Origin of the sequence: Tamlana sp. 2_MG-2023 (assembly GCF_030548465.1) — a bacterium.
In the GTDB taxonomy this organism is placed as follows: domain Bacteria; phylum Bacteroidota; class Bacteroidia; order Flavobacteriales; family Flavobacteriaceae; genus Pseudotamlana.
In genome coordinates, this window is record NZ_JAUOSF010000005.1 from 180,419 (window position 1) to 199,320 (window position 18,902).

Consider the following 18,902-nt stretch of genomic DNA (forward strand, 5'->3'; position numbering starts at 1 on the left):
ATCAATAATAATTATTCAATAGTAATTACGTTCTCCTCGATTAAACAAATAAACGATTAACCCGAAATAATAGTCAATAATAAATAATCAATAGTAAATTGATTACGCTGCTTTCTCCTTGCAACAGGCTTCTTTACAGTCTGCTTTACAAGCCATTTTTTCACCTTCTTTGATTCCTGCTTTGCAGCAGTCTTTTTCGCAGCCTGGCTCACAAGCGGTTTTCGTTTTGTTTGCACAACACGCTTCTTTGCAATCTGCTTTACAAGCCATTTTTTCTCCAGCTTTAACGCCGTTTTTGCAACAATCTTTTTCACAACCTGGTTTGCAAGCTGTTTTAGTTGCAAAATTTTCAACGGTTTTCATATCGGTAACCGAATACGTGTCAGATACACCAACAACGGTTTCTTCTAAAGATGTTGGGTTGACTTTGGCTTCGTCATATTCTACCATGGCTAATTCTTTTTCAAAATCTACTGTAGCCGATTTTACGCCATCCATTTTAGAAATTTTCTTTTGAATAGTAGCAGCACATCCCATAGCACACGTCATGCCTTTAATCGTAAATTCAGCTTTAGCGTAAGTCGCATTAGGGTCTAATTCATTTGTTGATGCTTGAGTAGTGTCAACTTCAACAGTTTTAACTTCAGCATTTTTATTTTTACAGCTAAAAGCAAAAGTTGTTACTAATGCAAGTAGTAAAAGGTGTTTTATAGTTTTCATAATAGATATTTTATAAAGCGTTGTTTTGTCGCAAAGCTACTAAATATTGCGATTTAATATGTTAAAAAGAAATATTTGTAGCTATTATTGGGGGTTAAAAAGTGATTTTTAACTGAAGTTTCATAGCTTTTTAGATGATTTTAGGGTGTTGTGATTCAGCTTTTTAGGATGTTTCTGTGAAAACTAAAAAAAATAGTCATCTAGGGAAGCAAAACATTTGTAGTTTAATTAATTAGAAGTATATTTGCACCCGCCTTCCGACAGGTAGGCTTATTTTAAACAAAATTAATTAATAAAAACGTTACGCTATGTACGCAATTGTAGAGATAGCAGGGCAACAATTCAAAGTTGAAAAAGACCAAAAAGTTTTTGTTAACCGTTTACAAACTGAAGAAGGTAAAGAAGTTTCTTTCGATAATGTTCTTTTAGTAGGTGATGGTGACAATGTAACTGTAGGCGCCCCAGCTATAGACGGAGCTCAAGTAGGAGCAAAAGTCTTAAAACACCTTAAAGGTGATAAAGTTATAGTTTTCAAAAAGAAAAGACGTAAAGGTTACCGTGTGAAAAACGGACACCGTCAATCTTTAACGGAAATTGTAATTGAAAGTATAGCTACTTCGGGAGCTAAAAAAGCTGCCAAAGCAGAGAAAAAAGCAACTCCAGCAAAGAAAGCAAAGGCTACTAAATCTGATGATTTGAAAAAAATCGAAGGAATTGGACCAAAAATCGCTGAAACTTTAGCTGAAGCAGGAATCGCAACTTTTGCTAAATTAGCAAAAACTGATGCTGCTAAAATTGCAGAAATCATTTCTGATGTTCGTGGAAACCACGTAACTGATACTTGGCCAGCACAAGCTCAACTAGCTGCTGATGGTAAGTGGGATGAGTTGAAAAAATGGCAAGACGAATTAGATGGTGGTATTGAAAAGTAATTTTCAATAACGCTTAATATTAACAATATAAAACCTTAAGATCATGGCTCATAAAAAAGGAGTTGGTAGTTCGAAGAATGGTAGAGAATCAGAATCGAAACGTTTAGGCGTTAAGATTTTTGGTGGACAAGCTGCTATTGCTGGAAACATTATCATAAGACAACGTGGTAATACACATCACCCAGGTGAAAATGTATACCAAGGAAAAGACCACACTTTACACGCTAAAGTTGATGGACTTGTAAAATTTACAAAGAAAAAAGATAACAAATCTTACGTTTCAATCGAACCTTTCGAGGCTTAGGAAACACTTTTCTTAATGTATAAAAGCCCTTTCTGTTTTCAGGAAGGGCTTTTCGTGTTTATTTTTTTTTAATATAATCATGTTCTTTACATGATGTTTTGTTAATGTTCGTATGGTTATTTTACACCTTTTTGTGAAATAAAATAACCTACCGTGAATTTTATCAAGTACCTACTTATTATTACTCTTTTTTGTGTCAATTACTCCCTAAACGCACAAGAAAAAACCTCCGTTTCTCACGAACTGAGAATTAAAGCACTTAAAAAACGCCTTAATTCGGCCCAAAAAGACGCAGATTCCTTAAAAATGGCTCAAGTTTATATTAAGCTTGCCGATTTTTATAAAAGTCTAAACCTAGATAGTGAAGCGCTTAAAAATTATCATCTAGCACAAGAGTTTCATATTGAAAAAGACACGTTTTTCATTTATGCAAATAATAATATTGCAGCGATTCAGCATAAATTAAAACATTTTAAGGAAGCGAAGTTTTATTTGTACCAAAGTTTAAAGATCTCTAAAGGTTTACCATTTCCAAAAGGATTAGCTACGGCGAATACATTATTAGGAGGTGTCGCCGAAAAAGAAGGGGACTACGATAAAGCATTGGCTTACCAAGAACAAAGTTTAGTTATTTTCAAAATGTTAGGGGATAGTACAGGTCTTGCGATTACCCATGAAAATATAGGAAGTATCTATGAGGATTTAGAACAGTTCGATGTGGCTAATAGTTATTTTAAAAAAGCCTATAGCTATGAGGTTAACCCGCAATCAGACCTAAAAATCAATATCATTAACAATCTTGGAGATGTTAATAGAAAACAAGGGCGTTTTGATGCGTCTATTAGATATACCCAACACGCTTTAGAATTGGCTAGAAAAACTAAGAATATTGAGCAAGAAGAGAGCGGACTAAAAGATTTAGCCAGAACTTATGCAGACATGGGGAAACATAAAGAAGCCTATCGCTATTTATTTGAACAAAATATTTTGAATGATGAAGCTTTTAAACGTAGAAATGCAGATTTGGTTAGTGCCATGGAAGTGCTTTATCATGTAAAAGAAAGTGAAGGGCAATTGGTACTGCTCAAGAAACAAAATCAAATTAACGAAACCCGTCAGTTTGCTATTTTAATTTCGAGTGTTGCCATGTTTTTGATGTTTGTTGTTTGGTTTATTTATATGAAGAAACGTAAAAGACAAGAACAAGAAATATTGGAATACAAACAACAAATACTTCAAAAGGATTTAGAAAGTAAAATTGCTCAGGAAGCTGCCTTAAAAAAGGAAATTGATATTAAAATTTCAGCACTTACCAACTACAGTTTAAATATAGCACACAAAAACAAAATGCTTTCTGATATTTCTAAAACCCTCACCAATTTAAAAAGCAGGAATGGCGAATTTGTAAAATCTAAATTAGAAGGCCTGGCAAAAGAAATAGATTTTGATCTTGTTAACGGAAATGAATGGACCGAACTTATGGGTTTCTTTGGGAAAATTCATCCTGATTATTTTAAAAATTTAAAAGAAGCAGTTAACATGGAGTTGTCGGCATCAGAATTACGACTTTGTATGTTGTTACGCCTAAATTTGTCTTCAAAAGAGATTGCTTCTATTCTTCATATCACACCCGATAGTGTTCGTATTGCGCGATATAGGCTGCGAAAGAAGTTACCTATCGATTCTAAAACTGATTTGCAAGGCTATTTGCTAAATCTCTAGGTGTGTTTAATAATCATAACGCGAATGTTACCGGCGTGTTAATGTTGCTATCCTATATAGCCTGTTTTAGGGCTTAAGTTACCTTTTGTTAATACATATTTCAGTTTGCAACGGCGCTTGAAACCTAGATTTGCCCCACAAACTAAAAATATTTAAATGATGAAAAAACAGTACGCATTATTATTATTAACTATAATATGCTTTTCATTTTGGGGATTTGCTCAAAATGGAAATATTCAAGGAAAAGTTATAGACGAAAATGGTCTTTCTGTTCCTTTTAGTAACGTTATAATTGAAGCCTTAAGTAAAGGGAATTTATCTAATGAAGACGGTAAATTTACTATTGTAGGTGTTCCAGAAGGAAAACATGCGGTTAAAGTAACTTATATAGGGTATACTACTGCAGAAACAAATGTTAATGTGATTGCAGGACAAACAGCGGAAGTGGTTATTGTAATTAGACCTTCGTCGGTAGCATTAGAAGATGTATTAGTAACGGGATATAACAGTGGTCAAGCCAAAGCCCTGAATGCACAAAAAAATAAAGCGAACATTACTAATATCGTATCTACCGATCAAATTGGTAAATTTCCAGATGCTAATATTGGTGATGCCGTAAAACGTATTCCTGGGATTACCATGCAAGTGGATCAAGGAGAAGCTAGAAACATTATTGTTCGTGGTTTAGCACCGCAATTAAACTCGGTAACTTTAAACGGAAGTCGTATTCCTTCTGCTGAAGGTGATAACAGAAACGTTCAAATGGATTTAATTCCTTCTGATATGATTCAGCTTATCGAAGTAAGTAAAGCACTAACTCCAGATATGGATGCTGATGCCTTAGGTGGTGCGGTTAACTTGGTAACAAGAACCTCTCCTGAAGGTTTCAGGTTGTCGGCTACAGCAGGTTCTGGAGTTAATGAAATTTCAGGGAAAAGAATTTTAAACGGTTCATTTTTATTAGGTGATCGTAGTAAAAACGATAAATTTGGTTGGATGCTTTCTGCGTCTATTAATGACAACGATTTTGGTTCTCATGATGTGGAAGCTGAATGGTCTGATGAATTTGAATATTTCAACGGAACAGATGTTGAAACCGTTGATGTTGATCCGTATACTAACGTTTACGAGCAACGTAACTACATTGTTCAACGTGTAAGAAGAAGTTTTTCTGCCAACTTTGATTACGACTTTGATAACAACAATAGTATTTATTTAAAAACCATTTACAACTGGAGAGATGACCGTGAAAACCGTTATGTTTTAGAACATGGTATTTTAGATGGTGAAGATATTGAAGTAGGTGATTTTACTATTGAAAATAATGTGCCTACGCGTTTCCCTGTTGAAGTGGTTAGAGAAACTAAAGGTGGTATCGATAATAACAGAAATAAAAATACCCGTTTAGAAGATCAACGTATGCAAAATTACAGCTTAGGTGGTGATCACTTAGTTGGAAAATTAAAAGTAGATTGGATGGCTTCTTATGCTAAGGCTTCAGAAGAGCGTTTAAATGAGCGTTATGCTGTTTACGAAAGTGAATACATCATCAACAACGATGTGTCAAACATGAGATACCCATTATTCACAGCAGCAAACCCTGCTGATGCTGATGATATGTCTGCTTTTGAATTTGGAGAAATTACCGAAGAAAACCAATACACTGAAGAGCAAGATATCAATACTTTCTTAAACTTTGAATTACCATTAGATTTATTCAAACAAGGTGATGGTTCTTTTAAATTTGGAGTAAAAGGACGTTTCAAAACCAAGTATAGAGATAATGACTTTTCTGAAAGTGATTTAGAAGCGATGTATCCAACACTTGCTGATGTGCCTACAAAAAATTTAACAGATTCAGATTATTTAGTTGGTAGCAAGTATCAGGCTGGTTATTATGCTGATAACGCATGGTTAGGTAGTCTTGATTTATCAGGAGGAGATCCTGTGCCAGATGAATATTTACGTGAAAACTTTGATGTAAAAGAAGATGTTTATGCAGCTTACATTATGGTAGATCAAAAAATCACAGATAAATTAAGTATGATTGTAGGTTTAAGAGTTGAAAACACAAACCTAAGAGCTACAGGTAACGAAATTGAAGATGAAGATACTTTTCTTGGTGAGGTCACTAGAGAGAGCTCTTATACTAACGTACTTCCTGGTGTGCACTTTAAGTATAATGCTACTAAGGCTACAGTTTTACGTTTTGCTTGGACCAACACGTTGGCGCGTCCTAACTACGTAGATATTGTACCAACAGTTGATATTGTTCATGGTGATGATGAAATTTTCATTGGAAATCCAGAGCTAGATCCTACAACGTCTATGAACTTTGATATTATGGCTGAACACTATTTTAAAAGTGTTGGTATTGTATCAGGTGGTGCGTTCTATAAAGATATCAAAGACTTTATCTATACCTCTCAGTTTGAAACTGAAGATGATACTTTTGGAGCTGGAACAACAGGATTTGATGTGTATCAACCAGTAAACGGAGATAGAGCTTCTGTATTTGGTTTAGAGTTTTCTTTCCAACGTAATTTGGATTTCTTACCTGGTTTTGCTAAAAACTTTAGCATTTATGCGAACTATACGTATGTAGCTTCTAGTACTGATGGGATTAGAAATGAAGATGGTGAAGAGCGTGAGGATTTAGATTTACCTAACACAGCACCAAACTTATTTAACGGGTCTTTAGGATATGCTGATAAGAAGTTTAGCGCGAGATTTTCGGCTAACTTTTCTGACGCTTACATTGATGAAATTGGAGGGAATGCTTTTGAAGACAGATACTACGACCAACAGTTTTTCTTAGATTTTAACGCTGGGTTTAATATCACAGATAACTTAAGCATCTACGCTGATGTGAATAATATTACGAACCAATCTTTACGTTATTTCCAAGGTGAAAGAGATAGAACGATGCAAACCGAATACTACGGAAGACGTTATACTTTAGGTCTGAAATACGATTTATTTAAAAGAAAAAAATAACAAGATATAACTAGGATTGTTCTTAAATATAAAGGCTATTTGTGTCATTCCGAGGAATCGAGGAATCTCATAAAACATTAAGAGATTCTTCAGTCGTGCCTCCTTCTGAATGACAATATTAAAATATTGTAGCTTTAAGAGCATTTACGGACAATCAATATACATTATAAGAAATATATGAAAAAAATACTTTTATTATCAACCCTGATTGCAGTAGCGACATCTTGTGGAAAAAAACTTCCAGAAATCGCGCCAGATGTAATTACGGAACACACATTACATGATTCTGATGATCCTGCGATTTGGATCAACCCAAACAATGCTTCAGAAAGTATCATATTTGGTACCGATAAAAATACAGAAGGGGCTATTTATGCTTTCGATTTAGACGGAAAAGTTATCGAAGATAAAACCGTTCGTGGTTTAAAGCGTCCGAATAACATCGATTTAGAATATGGTTTTAAAATCAATGATTCTACAGAAACCGCTATTATCGCTTTTACTGAAAGAGAACGTAAAGTATTCAGACTGTATGCTGTTCCAGAGATGATTCCTCTTGATAACGGTGGTTACTCTGTTTTTGAAAATGCTGTTGAAGAAGAAGGTGATTCGCCAATGGGAATTGCGCTTTACAAATCGGCTATCTCTAACAAAATTTACGCGATTGTTGGTAGAAAAAACGGACCAGCAGATGGCTATTTACACCAATATGAATTATCTAGCGATAGTTTAGGGGTGCACGCTAAATTGGTAAGAGAGTTCGGAAAATTCAGTGGTAAAAAAGAAGTTGAAGCTATTGCTGTAGATAACGAAAATGGTTTTGTTTACTATTCTGATGAAATGCACGGGGTTAGAAAATACCACGCTGAACCATCAAAAGGTAACGAAGAGGTGGCTATGATTGGTAGCGAACATTTTGAAAGAGATATTGAAGGGATTGCTATTGCAAAATATGAAGACCGTGGTTTTCTTATTGTGTCTAATCAGCAAGCACACACTTTTAATATTTTCGACCTAGAAACACTTGCTTTTATAAAAGAGCTTAATTTAGGGACTGTTGAAACTGATGGTTGTGATGTCACTACGGTTGCTTTAGGTGATAAATTCCCTAACGGTGTATTTGTTTCAATGAATGATGATAAGAACTTTTTCTTTCATGATTTAGCCAAGCTGAAGCTTACAGAATAAAACATATTTAGAGTTTAGTAGATCGACCCTTCAGGTTTTAAAAACCTGAGGGGTCTTTTTATGTCAAATCGAGCCTGCCTATCGGCAGACAGGCGCAGTCGAGATTGGCTTCCTTTAACATCAAACCGTTCTCGACTGCGCTCGAACTGACAATAGTGTTAAGCTAAAGCCTATTTAGATAATTTTTATTGTTTTTAAAGCCGAATATGAATGTGACCCTGTTACGTAGTATTCGGTTTTTTTAAATGAAATTTGTATGGTTTAAAAAGGATAACCAATAGCAAAGTTTAATACCGATTCTTGGGTGTCAAACTCGTAACGTTCACCTTCTGGTAACGCGGGATTATGAAAAGGGGTTGCTAAATCTAAACGTATTACAAAACCTTGAACATCTACACGTAAACCAACACCAGCTCCCATACCTAATTCTTGAAGAAAATCGCTTGAAAATTTGCCGCCAGGTAAAGCAGGGTTTTCAATTGAATTCCAAATGTTACCAGCATCTACAAAAGCTGCACCTTTTAAAAATGAGTAAATTGGGAAACGGTATTCTACATTAGCTTCTAATCTTATGTTTCCTGTTTGATCGTAATAGGTGTCGCTCACCGTGCTTCCGTCAAAGGTTCCAGGGCCTAAAGAACGGATTCTAAACGCACGTACACTGTAAGGGCCACCAGCAAAGTATTGCTTTACATTGGGTAGAATGGTGGAGTTTCCGTAAGCAATACCATAACCCGCAAAAATTCGGCTGGCAAGCACATGATCTTTTTTAAATCTATGATGGTAATAAATATCAACATCGGCTTTGGCATATTGGGCATATTCTAAACCGAAGATTTCATTCGGACTCCCATCTGGGTTGTCCTTACTAAACAAGCTTAAAGAGTTTCCTGCAATATCTAATTTGGTGTTGAAAAATATTTGATCGCGTTTACGGGTTTCTAACAAACCATTATAAGTAAAGGAGAAGGTCATTCCTGTGATAAACTCCTGCTCAAAACTATCCTGCATATAAGGATTGTCGTCTAAGATATCTTGAAAGTCCGTTGTAATGTTCCAAGGCTTGGTGTAGTTGATACTTATGGGGTTTATTTCATAAGTAACCAGTCTATTAGCATCCCAGGTATAGCCAAAGAGTGCAGATGAGGATATTAAGCTGAAATAGCCTTTTCTGTCTAAATAATCTAAGCTTAAGGAGGTTTTTGTTTTTGGTATGTTGTATTTAAAAAAGTGCGGACCTACTTTTACAGGAAATATAATTCTTGGGAATAATAGTTCAGCACTCAACCCAAGTTGTGTACTGCTCAAATCTTCGTTATCCTTACTCGTAAATTGAGCTTCATAGCCAATTTTGGCGCTTATCTTTAAGGTTTCACCTCCATTAAATATATTTCTGTTTATAAAGGATAAGCTCATGGCTGGCCCCGTAAAGTTATTCGATTTTGTTACCGCTTGCAATTCAGCTTGAATCGCTCTTTTATTAAGAGGTGATAAATATATGTTAGCTTCTAGTTTTCCAAGACTGTCCGTTAACGCCGAATCGATTTCTTTATATTGAATATTTACAAATTTATAGGTTCCTATTTGTGATAGGCGCCTTGCTGTGTTTTTGGAGTTTTCGGCATTATAATGCTGTCCTTCTTCAAGCGTTAGGAAAGGATCTAGATATTTTAGTTTAAAAAATAATTCATCCTGATAATAATTTTTCTCTTTATACCTTTCGGCAGCCATATTTGAGGTATCTGTTTCTAAATTATAATATGGATATATATTTATTTCTGAAATTTCATAAGGAATAATAGCTTCTTTAGGGGTTTCTTCTTTTAGTTTTAAGAATAAATCGAAGCGTTTGTTTTTATACTGATTGGTGTCTGCTTCAAATATTAAAAACCTTTCATTAAAATTATAATACCCTATTTTTTTTAAAGACTGATCAATACGTTTGCGTTCATTTTGCATTAATGGTAAATCGAAGCGCATGTCTTTTTTTATGATTGTTTTGTCTAAACCTGCGCTTATATTACTTTCTATAGGTTGTGGAAGACTGTCTAAAGTATAGTTTTCCATTTTATAAGGTTGCGCAACGATCACTTTATAGTCTACAGATGCTTCTTTTTCATCTGCATTTTCAATAACTTCGGAAGAAGAAGAACTGTAAAAGAAGCCTCTGTTGTCAAGTCTGTTAAGAAGTAGTGATTCGACCTCAAAAGGTTGCACGTCACTTTGGTAAACAGGTTCTTCTCCAAAATTTTTATAAAGCCATTTATTGATGAATCCAGGATGTTCTTGCTGGTTCTTATAGTAAAAATATAGTCCTATTGGCATGCCCAAAATATTCCCGTTAGGTTTAGGAGTCACGGAAATTACCGAATTCAGATTGGTTTTTATGATATCCTTTGTTTTGTCTTTAAGCAAAGAGTCACTTTCTATTTCAAGCGTTGCACCGGTGTAGAGAAGTTCGTCCTCAGGGATGTATTTCGTAACACTACAAGCGTAGCATAATACGATTAGGATGCATAAGACTATGAAATTTTTAAACGTCATATTTTTAAAAGGATGCTATTTATTAGTTAGTCTTTATTTTTAGGTTCATCTGGTTGTGGTTTTTCATCATCATCATCATCATCATCATCATCATCATCATCATCATCATCATTTTCTTCTTCTTCTTTCGAAGCCTTAAACATCGCATCCCACAATTCTCGATATTTATTGAATTCTTGGGTAAATGCGACTGCTAGTCCTGTTGCGATGGTTTGCCCTTCGATAATGTTTTCATATTCATTCTTTCTAAAGCCTTTAAGTCTATAACGGCCATCTTTGGTTAGTAAATACTCCAAGTTAACGTTACCGATTAGAGGTGTAGGCTCTCGGTTGTCAGAACTGCCTTGTACTTCAACTTCACTACCAACTTTTACAATTAAACGGTCGTGAAATAATTTTTTCTGTGCTGCAATATCTAAATTGGTACGGTCTTCTGGCGAATCACCTTGATAGTCTGTATAACTGTTTAGGCCGAAATCTAAATCAAATCCAGAGTTACCTAAAAGTTTATCTGAAAAGACATTAAGTTGATCGGAAAGTGCACTAGTTAAATTATCTCTGGCAATTGTACTGAAACCACCTTCACTACCATCACTACTAGAATCTGGATAAAATCTGTTTAATACTAAAAGCGAGAAAACTTGCTTGTTTAAAGCATCTGGCTCCTGATTAATTTGCTGAACTCTGCCATATACCTGTCCGCTAATAGCACCTTGTTCATCTTCGGGCATGTCAAGTTTGAATGAAATCTCAGGTGCTGTAAGTTCACCATCTATATTTAAATAAACGTAGAACGGTAATACCTGTTGGAAACGTCCTTTGTCCGAAATATCGGCTCCTGAGGAAGCTGAAGCCATTAAACCAGTAGCTGAAGTTTCAACATCGTAAATCGCCCGAATATCCATGGCTGCATTAAAAGGGTTTCCAGACCATGTTACTCTACTTTCTGGTGCAAGCTCAAAGCGTCTGTTTACCAAATTATACAAACTCATTTCGTAATGACCACCCGAAACGTTATAAACTCCCGAGAGGTTCATTTGTCCGTTTGGTTTCATGGTAAAATCAAATTCACCTTGACCAAACACTTTAAAATTATCGTTAGTTTGCTCATTTATAACTATGGTAAATGCCGCATTATCTCCAACTTTTAAATAACTAGAAATATCAAAACCTGTAAGTGTTGTGGTTTGTTCGTTGGTTTGGGTTAAAATAGCATCGGGGTTGTTGCGATTTACAAAACGAACAACACCATCTCGTGATTCTTCATCAACGGAAGAAGTGGGCATGATGTATGTGACATCCGTTTCCGAGTCTACAGTAAGTTTTAAGTCTACTTTAGGGATTTCCATATCGCCTGTTATTTTTGCATCAGCATCAAAAACAACCTTCCCATAAAGCATATCGTTATCCTCTTTTGTTGCATTTAATACTTGAAATTTTTTAGCGTTTAAGCTCAAGTCAAAAGTTGGATTGATAAAAGATTCTGTACCTATATTTCCTGCGATATCAAAGGTGTTATTATTCTCATCTTGCACTTCAAAATCTGTAAAATAGAGCCCTTTATTGTCTATTTTTAAAGTTTCATTTACCAAAGCAAAGGCCGTGTTTAGTTTAACGATTCTAAATTTAGCATTGTTGAAGTTTATAGTGCCGTTATATTTTGGTTCTTTGGTAGTTCCGTTTACTTTAAAAGTTCCTTTAAAGTAGCCGTCAGTTTCGGTAACTTCACCTTCGGTAAGTCCTTCCAGGGCGTGCATTTTGAACTCGTTTAGATTAATGTCTAAATCTAAATTAGCGGTGTTGTTTTGAGCTTTGTAGTTTCCTTTCAGATCTAGATCAATATCTCCGCCAGATAAGGTGCTTTCTAAGGTATAGTTGCTAGCACCTTGAGATTTTCCTTGGAGACTTAAGGTTCCCATGTTCATGTCTTTTATCTCCAGTTTGGAAATATTTAAATCGGCTACAATTCCAGCTTTTTTTAAGGGGTCTTCAACAATAAATTTACCGTTTAAGCTCCCCTTGGCTATAGGTTTTTCAGGGTTTAAATAATTGAAAATTTCAGTTAAGTTGAAGCTTTTAAAGGTAACAGCTATATGGTCTTTCTGTATTTCAGGAAGCTTATTGGTAATATCGATGGATTGATTGTTTTTTGAAATTTTAAAGTTGTTAAAAGCCACCCGATCTTTACTATATATAATGGCATTATCACTAGGGATTGTCCAGTTTTCTTTATTTAAAAGGACTTTTTCTGGTAATACATGAAAATTTAAACTGTCTCGGTTACCTGAGATTACGGCTTGAACATCCGATAGTTCTTCATCTTTATATGTAGCATTTAAATCTAATAGGAGTTCGTTGTTTCTTTGTTTGCCGGTTATGGTTGATTTAGGAAGCAAAATCGGCCCAGCATTCACTTCGTTGAAGCCTAAATTAAAATCAAACTTTTCTGCATCGGTACTCATAGAAAAGGAAAGGCTGTCAATTATGTTTTCAGAATAATTTATGTGTGGAGCACTTATATTAGCTAGAAGTTTACGATTTTTTTCATTAAAATCGATGTCCATATTAATGGTATCCATATCTTCCAAATTCACTAATAAGGCTTCATTGATAACGTCCGAATTGGCTATTTTTGCTTTAAACTTAATTTTAACTGGGTTTTTTAGGGTATCTAACACATTGGTTCTACTGTCTCTGTAGAAATAACTGAAAATATGATTTTTTAAAGCATTGCTAAAAACATTAGGGCTGGCATTGGATTGTAAATCGATACTTATAATTCTATTTTCAACGACCACTGAAGTCGTGTCTGGTTGAAGATGAGCAACAGCTTCTAAATCTCCCAATAAAAAGGATTCGTTATCATAAACTAAAACGCCTTCCTTTAGTAAGGCTTTAGCATCAAAGGATGTGGCATCGCCTTTGAAATCGAAATTTAAATTAAAGGCTGTTTTAAGGTCTTGATTTGTTAAGCCTAGTTTTTGAAGATTAGCACCTATTAAATTAAGATTTGCAGAAACCGCGGGTGCAACAGAATCTAAAATAACATGAGCATTTAAGTCCATGTTAATGTTTTCATCTTTATAAACTGATTTGATATCACCTTCACCGTTTTTAATATCACCGTTCAGTTCAAGCTCAGAAATCTCGTAATTGTTATAAGTAAAATCATTAATAACAATTTTCATTAAGGCGTCAAGATTGTTAACCGTTTGTCCTTGTCCGTTAGCTTCTACATGTGCTGTTAATGTTCCGAAGGCAGGATCGTTAAGCAGTTTGTTTAATTCATATTCTTCAACAGCTATTTTGGTGCTAAACTTTATTTTATCAAAATTATCAAATTGTCCTTCAATACTAGCGAAACCTTGGTCTGTAGCTAATTTACTGTTTGTGGAAATACTGTTGAGTGATCCTGCAATACTACCTGATAAATTAATTCGACTAGGAATAGTCATTGTAGAATCTTCAATCGCAACAAAACGCTGGATATCCGATTTTTGAGTGATAAAGGTATAGTTCGGGATATTAAATTTAAGCGAGTCTGTATTGGTACTATTTTTAACGTTTCCTTTTACTGAAATTTTAGTAGAATCGCCCCAATGTAAGTTTAAACTAGGTATTTTTATGTCTGAAAGATAACCTGTTGCTTTAGCATTTCCTGAAAGCTGTTTTTGGCTTAAAGCAGCCATGTATTCATTATCTTTTAAGTCCGGTTGAAACAGAAATATATCATTAAAATCGAAATTAATTTTAGAAAGAAGTACATCAAGTTTAGACTTTTCAGGGGTTTCCATTAAGGCATTAATCTCAGGGTACTGCATCTCCAGGCGGCCAACAAGTCTGTCTTTGTTTAATGCGATATCCAAGTTGTTTAAACTTAGTTTCTTGTTACCAAGCTCTGCTTGCATCATGAGATGCTTCAAGTTTAAACCAGAACCTTCCTGAAATTGTCCTTTTTCAACATTTAAACCCACACCACTTTTATTCATGTAAACGGTATTGGCTATAAGGGTGAGGTCTTTAAAATCTAAAGCATTGGCATTAAAAACACCTTTTTTCACCTTGTTACCGTTCACAAAGTAACCAATGTTATTGTTGTTTAGGTTGATATTGTCTGCTGAGATATCGTAATCGGGCCACTCAAATTTTTTAGTAGTTTCAGGGCTAGGGGTACTCGCTACCTGTGTAAGTTTCAGGTTTACGGAGGAATTGCTTAAGGCGATTTCCTCGAAAGTAATAAGGTTCGTGTCTAAATTGATTTCAGCTTCATTAACTAAAAAATCCTGGATATCGGTTCTTAAATCTAAATCTGCTGTGCTTGAATTGTAATGTACATTAACTTCCTTTAAGGCAAACTCTTCAACAAGAAAACGAGGTAGGGTGCTGCTAGTGGTGTCGTTGTCCGTGGTTTTAGATTCACTTTGAAGCACTTCTATGTTAGCCTTGGAGATACGCGCTTCAGGAGCCTCGAATAACATCGCATCGAGATCCATGGTTTTTAAATCTAGAAACAACTCTTCAAATTTAGCCGAGCTATGTATGCCTATAAGATCATCATTAAAAGAAATTTCAAAATCTTTTAAATCGAGATCTCTTAACATGTATTTCATGCTAGTTGAGCTGGTGTCTGCTTCAACTTCAACGGTAGTTGTGCCTTGAGAAGCAAACGCATCGATTAAAAAGTTGAAATTATAACCCTGTATGGAATCCTTTCGCCAAATATGAGCACGAACGCCTTCCCAATCCAAACCATCAACACCAATGCTTTCTCCTGTTATTAACGGAATAAGAGCGATGTTTGCTTCTAGAGATTTGGAGTAAAGTAACGTGTCTTGTTGCTTGTCTTCAAGATAGATGCCGGTAATTTTTATATCGCCATCAAAGGTTAAGAACAAGGACTCGATATCTACTTTAGTTTCGGTTTTTGAGGAAACGTAATCAAGGACTTTATCTTTAATAAAGTTTTGTGCCCAAGGCGTTCTTATGACCAAAACTAGAATTACAAAAAAAACAATTAATCCAATAAAAACCCGGCCTAGGCGTCGTAAGCCTCGGTATTTCCTTTTCTCAGGCGGAGTGCTGGTTTTATTTGGTTCTTCGGCGTTTTCTTTCAGTGTGAGGGGAGTTTTCGTTTTTAAGGGTTAAAAGTAATCTATTTTGATGTTTTTTATTTGTCTATTAACAATATTTCTTTGACTATATCCAAATGATGATTGGTATGAATTTCTAAAAATCGAAAGGTTTGTTTTTTTGATAAATTTCCAAAGATATGATGCTTAAAAAAAGCATGTTTGTCTAAAGTGCTTATGATTTTTAATCCTATTAGAGCTTCTTCAAGCTGGCTCCTTAATATGTTTTCTGAAATATTTGAGTTTGTAGAAACCACTTGTTTTGGGGCTTTTACTTTACCGCGTGGAAATCGACCAATTAAAAAAATAAACCAACGGGTGAGGTTGAAATTCGATTTGTAATCTTCAGGATTGGAAGCTGCTAGTACTTTACAAACGGCATTAAAAACTTTTAGGCTATGATCGAGTTGCCAACCAATGGTAGATTTTGAAACGGTTAAATTTTCTAAGTCTTTATAAATGATGTTTGCCTCTATTTCAGATAGAAGTTTTTGTAGTTTTTCTATTTGCTTGTTAATCATGGTTTAAAATATTCTTAAAAGATATCAATTAAATTCTTAACTTTAAGCTATTCCAACTAATGCCAACCTATTGTTTCATTTAAAACTGATAAGATATGCTGCCTTTTAGATCTGAAATTAGAAATTCCCCATCGCACCCTACCATTAAAATCTTTTTAAGTGACGAGACTTTGGTTCCTAGAATTAAAAAACACTTAGATCATTTTAATGAGATTGAACTTGTTGAAATTAGAAAAACGCATGGCCGAAATAGAGAAGAAGATAACCTAACAGTTTTCTTTAAAGACCATGTGGATGTTACTAAAATGAAATCCTCCATAGACTCCAGTTTGTGGTGGTATTTTGAAGAAGACTTGGTCGATTAATAGTAATCTTGAACCCGCGTTAGGGATTGAACGGTTTGTTTGAGCTCCCTGACGGTAGGAGGGAGCGAGTAGTGAAAGCCCGACCCCTTTTCGGGGTAAACGCCCAAAAATGAAAAAAAGGCTGTATTAAAAGCTAATCTTTTCGTCAACCTGAACTTGATTCAGGTTCTCATCACAACTGGTAATCAGTATAATGAGATTCTGAAACGAGTTCAGAATGACGCGATTAAATGCTTTTAATACAGCCTCTTTGTTTTATATAACTACTTCTGTTCTTGAGATTCCCGCCTGCGCGGGAATTGGGGAACTAGTATCTGTAGTGTTCTGGTTTGTAAGGACCATCTACAGTTACACCGATATAGCTTGCTTGCTCTTCGCGTAATTCTGTTAATTCTACACCAATTTTAGCCAAGTGAAGTTTTGCAACTTTTTCATCTAAAGCTTTTGGTAACATGTATACTTCATTCTCGTAAGCATCAGCGTTTGTCCATAGTTCAATTTGTGCTAAAGTTTGGTTTGTAAATGAGTTACTCATTACAAAACTTGGGTGACCTGTAGCACAACCTAAGTTTACTAAACGGCCTTCAGCAAGAATGATAATGTCTTTACCGTCAATAGTGTATTTATCAACCTGAGGTTTGATGGTGTTTTTGGTATGTCCGTGGTTTTTGTTTAACCAAGCCATGTCAATTTCATTATCAAAATGTCCAATGTTACACACGATAGCTTTGTCTTTTAAAGCTTCAAAATGTCTCGATTGAACGATATCTTTATTTCCAGTAGTTGTAATTACGATATCTGTGTTTCCAATAACCGTTTCTAGTTTTTTAACTTCAAAACCGTCCATAGCCGCTTGAAGCGCACAAATTGGGTCAATTTCTGTTACCGTAACAATACTTCCTGCACCTTTAAAAGAAGCAGCAGTACCTTTACCAACATCACCATAACCACAAACAGTAACACGTTTTCCAGCTAACATGACATCAGTTGCACGACGAATCGCATCTACAGCAGATTCTTTACAACCGTATTTATTATCGAATTTCGATTTTGTAACCGAATCATTAACATTAATAGCAGGCATTGGAAGTGTTCCTTTTTTTACACGCTCGTAAAGTCTGTGAACACCAGTAGTGGTTTCTTCAGATAAACCGTTGATTCCAGAAGCTAGTTCTGGGTATTTATCTAAAACCATATTGGTTAAATCACCACCATCATCAAGAATCATGTTAAGTGGTTGTCTGTCTTCACCAAAAAATAAAGTTTGCTCGATACACCAGTCAAATTCTTCTTCGGTCATATCCTTCCAAGCGTAAACAGCCGTTCCAGCAGCAGCAATAGCCGCAGCAGCTTGATCTTGAGTAGAGAAAATGTTACAAGAACTCCAAGTTACTTCTGCACCTAAAGCTTGTAAAGTTTCAATTAAAACAGCTGTTTGAATGGTCATGTGTAAACAACCAGCAATTCTAGCACCTTTTAATGGTTGAGCATCTTTGTACTCTTCTCTTAAGCTCATTAGTCCTGGCATTTCAGCTTCAGCTAATTCTATTTCTTTTCTACCCCAATCGGCAAGCGAGATGTCTTTAACTTTGTTTGCTACGTATGGAATTGTTTTTGTACTCATATCAATTTTTCTTTTTGTTAAAACCCAAACATCATTGTGATTAGGACTGAAAATACTTAAATTCGCCTATCAAAAAGCACTAAAATATTTAGGAGCTGCAAAGGTAATCAATAAGTTTTAGATTTTAAATGCCTCTTTATAAAACCATAACACCAAATTCACAAACTACCGTTAAAATCTGGAAGATTGAAGAGTCTTACGATGATTTAATGCAGGATATGACCTTGAAACCTGAAACATTAAAGCGTGTTTTGGGTATGAAAAGTGAATTACATCAACGCGGATTTCTTTGTGTTCGTAAATTATTAGCCGAATTTGGCTATGATGACCATGATTTGTTTTACGACGACAACGGAAAACCGCATTTAAAAGATGGTAAGCAAATCTCGATTACCCATTCTTTTATTTTTGCTGGTGTGATTATTAGTGATGGTATTGTTGGTATTGATATTGAAAAACATCGTGATAAAATTACCGTTATCGCTCATAAATTTGTTGATTATGAGGCCGATTATCTCGATAAATCATCAAGCTGTTACATCAAAAAACTAACGGCTATTTGGTGTGTTAAAGAGTCCTTGTATAAGCTGTTTGCCGTGCCAGGATTGAGTTTTAAGGATTGTCTTTTGGTGATTCCTTTTGAATTGATTGATGAAGAAACAAAGGCTTGGGTAGACTATAAAGATAAAAAATACCCTTATAATATTCACTTTTTAGAGTTTGAAGGTTTTACCTGTGCTTACGCCGCGGAATGAGGAGGTAAGTAGTTAAGTAGTTCATTGATTGAGGAGTTAAGGCGTTGAGTATTTGTTTTTTTGCTAGATGTAAATAAGGTGGTTATACGAGATAGAGGGTA

Annotated in this window: 12 protein-coding genes; 7 read left to right on the forward strand and 5 right to left on the reverse strand. The window is 35.1% G+C overall.

Going from position 1 to position 18,902, the window contains the following annotated elements:
* Positions 1–102 precede the first annotated feature (102 nt).
* Positions 103–720: a heavy-metal-associated domain-containing protein gene (locus tag Q4566_RS10235; RefSeq protein ID WP_303420812.1), complete on the reverse strand. Its 618-nt coding sequence runs from the start codon at positions 718–720 to the stop codon at positions 103–105.
* A 308-nt stretch (positions 721–1,028) separates the two neighbouring features.
* On the opposite strand from Q4566_RS10235, the gene rplU reads away from it, so the two are divergent.
* The 5 genes from rplU (at position 1,029) to Q4566_RS10260 (ending at position 7,863) form a co-directional block, all read left to right on the forward strand.
* Complete coding sequence (rplU, locus tag Q4566_RS10240; RefSeq protein WP_303420814.1) at positions 1,029–1,652, forward strand: 50S ribosomal protein L21; 624 nt, start codon at positions 1,029–1,031, stop codon at positions 1,650–1,652.
* A gap of 43 nt (positions 1,653–1,695) precedes the next feature.
* Positions 1,696–1,956: a 50S ribosomal protein L27 gene (gene rpmA, locus Q4566_RS10245; RefSeq protein ID WP_013869859.1), complete on the forward strand. Its 261-nt coding sequence runs from the start codon at positions 1,696–1,698 to the stop codon at positions 1,954–1,956.
* Positions 1,957–2,109: 153 nt separating this feature from the next.
* The gene (locus Q4566_RS10250) at positions 2,110–3,678 is read left to right on the forward strand and encodes a tetratricopeptide repeat protein (protein ID WP_303420822.1); all 1,569 of its coding nucleotides are present in this window, start codon (positions 2,110–2,112) and stop codon (positions 3,676–3,678) included.
* Between the two features lie 159 nt (positions 3,679–3,837).
* A complete protein-coding gene (locus Q4566_RS10255) occupies positions 3,838–6,675 on the forward strand; it encodes a TonB-dependent receptor (RefSeq protein WP_303421232.1) in 2,838 nt (945 codons plus the stop codon).
* Between the two features lie 177 nt (positions 6,676–6,852).
* A complete protein-coding gene (locus Q4566_RS10260; protein WP_303420824.1) occupies positions 6,853–7,863 on the forward strand; it encodes a phytase in 1,011 nt (336 codons plus the stop codon).
* 261 nt (positions 7,864–8,124) lie between these two features.
* Here Q4566_RS10260 and Q4566_RS10265 read toward each other — a convergent pair whose 3' ends face one another.
* The 3 genes from Q4566_RS10265 to Q4566_RS10275 all read right to left on the reverse strand — a co-directional run bounded on the left by Q4566_RS10265 (position 8,125) and on the right by Q4566_RS10275 (position 16,057).
* The gene (locus tag Q4566_RS10265; RefSeq protein WP_303420826.1) at positions 8,125–10,407 is read right to left on the reverse strand and encodes a BamA/TamA family outer membrane protein; all 2,283 of its coding nucleotides are present in this window, start codon (positions 10,405–10,407) and stop codon (positions 8,125–8,127) included.
* Between the two features lie 26 nt (positions 10,408–10,433).
* Positions 10,434–15,398, reverse strand: coding sequence for a translocation/assembly module TamB domain-containing protein (locus tag Q4566_RS10270; RefSeq protein ID WP_303420828.1), 4,965 nt, complete (start codon positions 15,396–15,398; stop codon positions 10,434–10,436).
* Between the two features lie 176 nt (positions 15,399–15,574).
* On the reverse strand, positions 15,575–16,057 hold the full coding sequence (locus tag Q4566_RS10275) for a DUF1569 domain-containing protein (protein WP_303420830.1): 483 nt from the start codon (positions 16,055–16,057) through the stop codon (positions 15,575–15,577).
* A 95-nt stretch (positions 16,058–16,152) separates the two neighbouring features.
* On the opposite strand from Q4566_RS10275, the gene Q4566_RS10280 reads away from it, so the two are divergent.
* The gene (locus Q4566_RS10280) at positions 16,153–16,422 is read left to right on the forward strand and encodes a hypothetical protein (protein WP_303420832.1); all 270 of its coding nucleotides are present in this window, start codon (positions 16,153–16,155) and stop codon (positions 16,420–16,422) included.
* Positions 16,423–16,729: 307 nt separating this feature from the next.
* On the opposite strand, the gene ahcY is transcribed toward Q4566_RS10280, so the two are convergent.
* Entirely contained in the window at positions 16,730–18,046 is a 1,317-nt protein-coding gene (gene ahcY, locus Q4566_RS10285) for an adenosylhomocysteinase (protein WP_303420834.1), read from the reverse strand.
* A 128-nt stretch (positions 18,047–18,174) separates the two neighbouring features.
* Between ahcY and Q4566_RS10290 the strand changes: the two genes are divergently transcribed.
* Positions 18,175–18,801, forward strand: a complete 627-nt coding sequence (locus Q4566_RS10290; RefSeq protein ID WP_303420836.1) for a 4'-phosphopantetheinyl transferase superfamily protein — start codon at positions 18,175–18,177, stop codon at positions 18,799–18,801.
* Positions 18,802–18,902 lie beyond the last annotated feature (101 nt).

Coding starts and splice junctions, on each gene's coding strand:
- Q4566_RS10280 (WP_303420832.1), top strand. CDS start 16,153: ATGCTGCCTTTTAGATCTGAAATTAGAAATTCCCCATCGCACCCTACC.
- Q4566_RS10255 (WP_303421232.1), top strand. CDS start 3,838: ATGAAAAAACAGTACGCATTATTATTATTAACTATAATATGCTTTTCA.
- rpmA (WP_013869859.1), top strand. CDS start 1,696: ATGGCTCATAAAAAAGGAGTTGGTAGTTCGAAGAATGGTAGAGAATCA.
- Q4566_RS10260 (WP_303420824.1), top strand. CDS start 6,853: ATGAAAAAAATACTTTTATTATCAACCCTGATTGCAGTAGCGACATCT.
- Q4566_RS10235 (WP_303420812.1), bottom strand. CDS start 720: ATGAAAACTATAAAACACCTTTTACTACTTGCATTAGTAACAACTTTT.
- Q4566_RS10290 (WP_303420836.1), top strand. CDS start 18,175: ATGCCTCTTTATAAAACCATAACACCAAATTCACAAACTACCGTTAAA.
- Q4566_RS10265 (WP_303420826.1), bottom strand. CDS start 10,407: ATGACGTTTAAAAATTTCATAGTCTTATGCATCCTAATCGTATTATGC.
- ahcY (WP_303420834.1), bottom strand. CDS start 18,046: ATGAGTACAAAAACAATTCCATACGTAGCAAACAAAGTTAAAGACATC.
- rplU (WP_303420814.1), top strand. CDS start 1,029: ATGTACGCAATTGTAGAGATAGCAGGGCAACAATTCAAAGTTGAAAAA.
- Q4566_RS10275 (WP_303420830.1), bottom strand. CDS start 16,057: ATGATTAACAAGCAAATAGAAAAACTACAAAAACTTCTATCTGAAATA.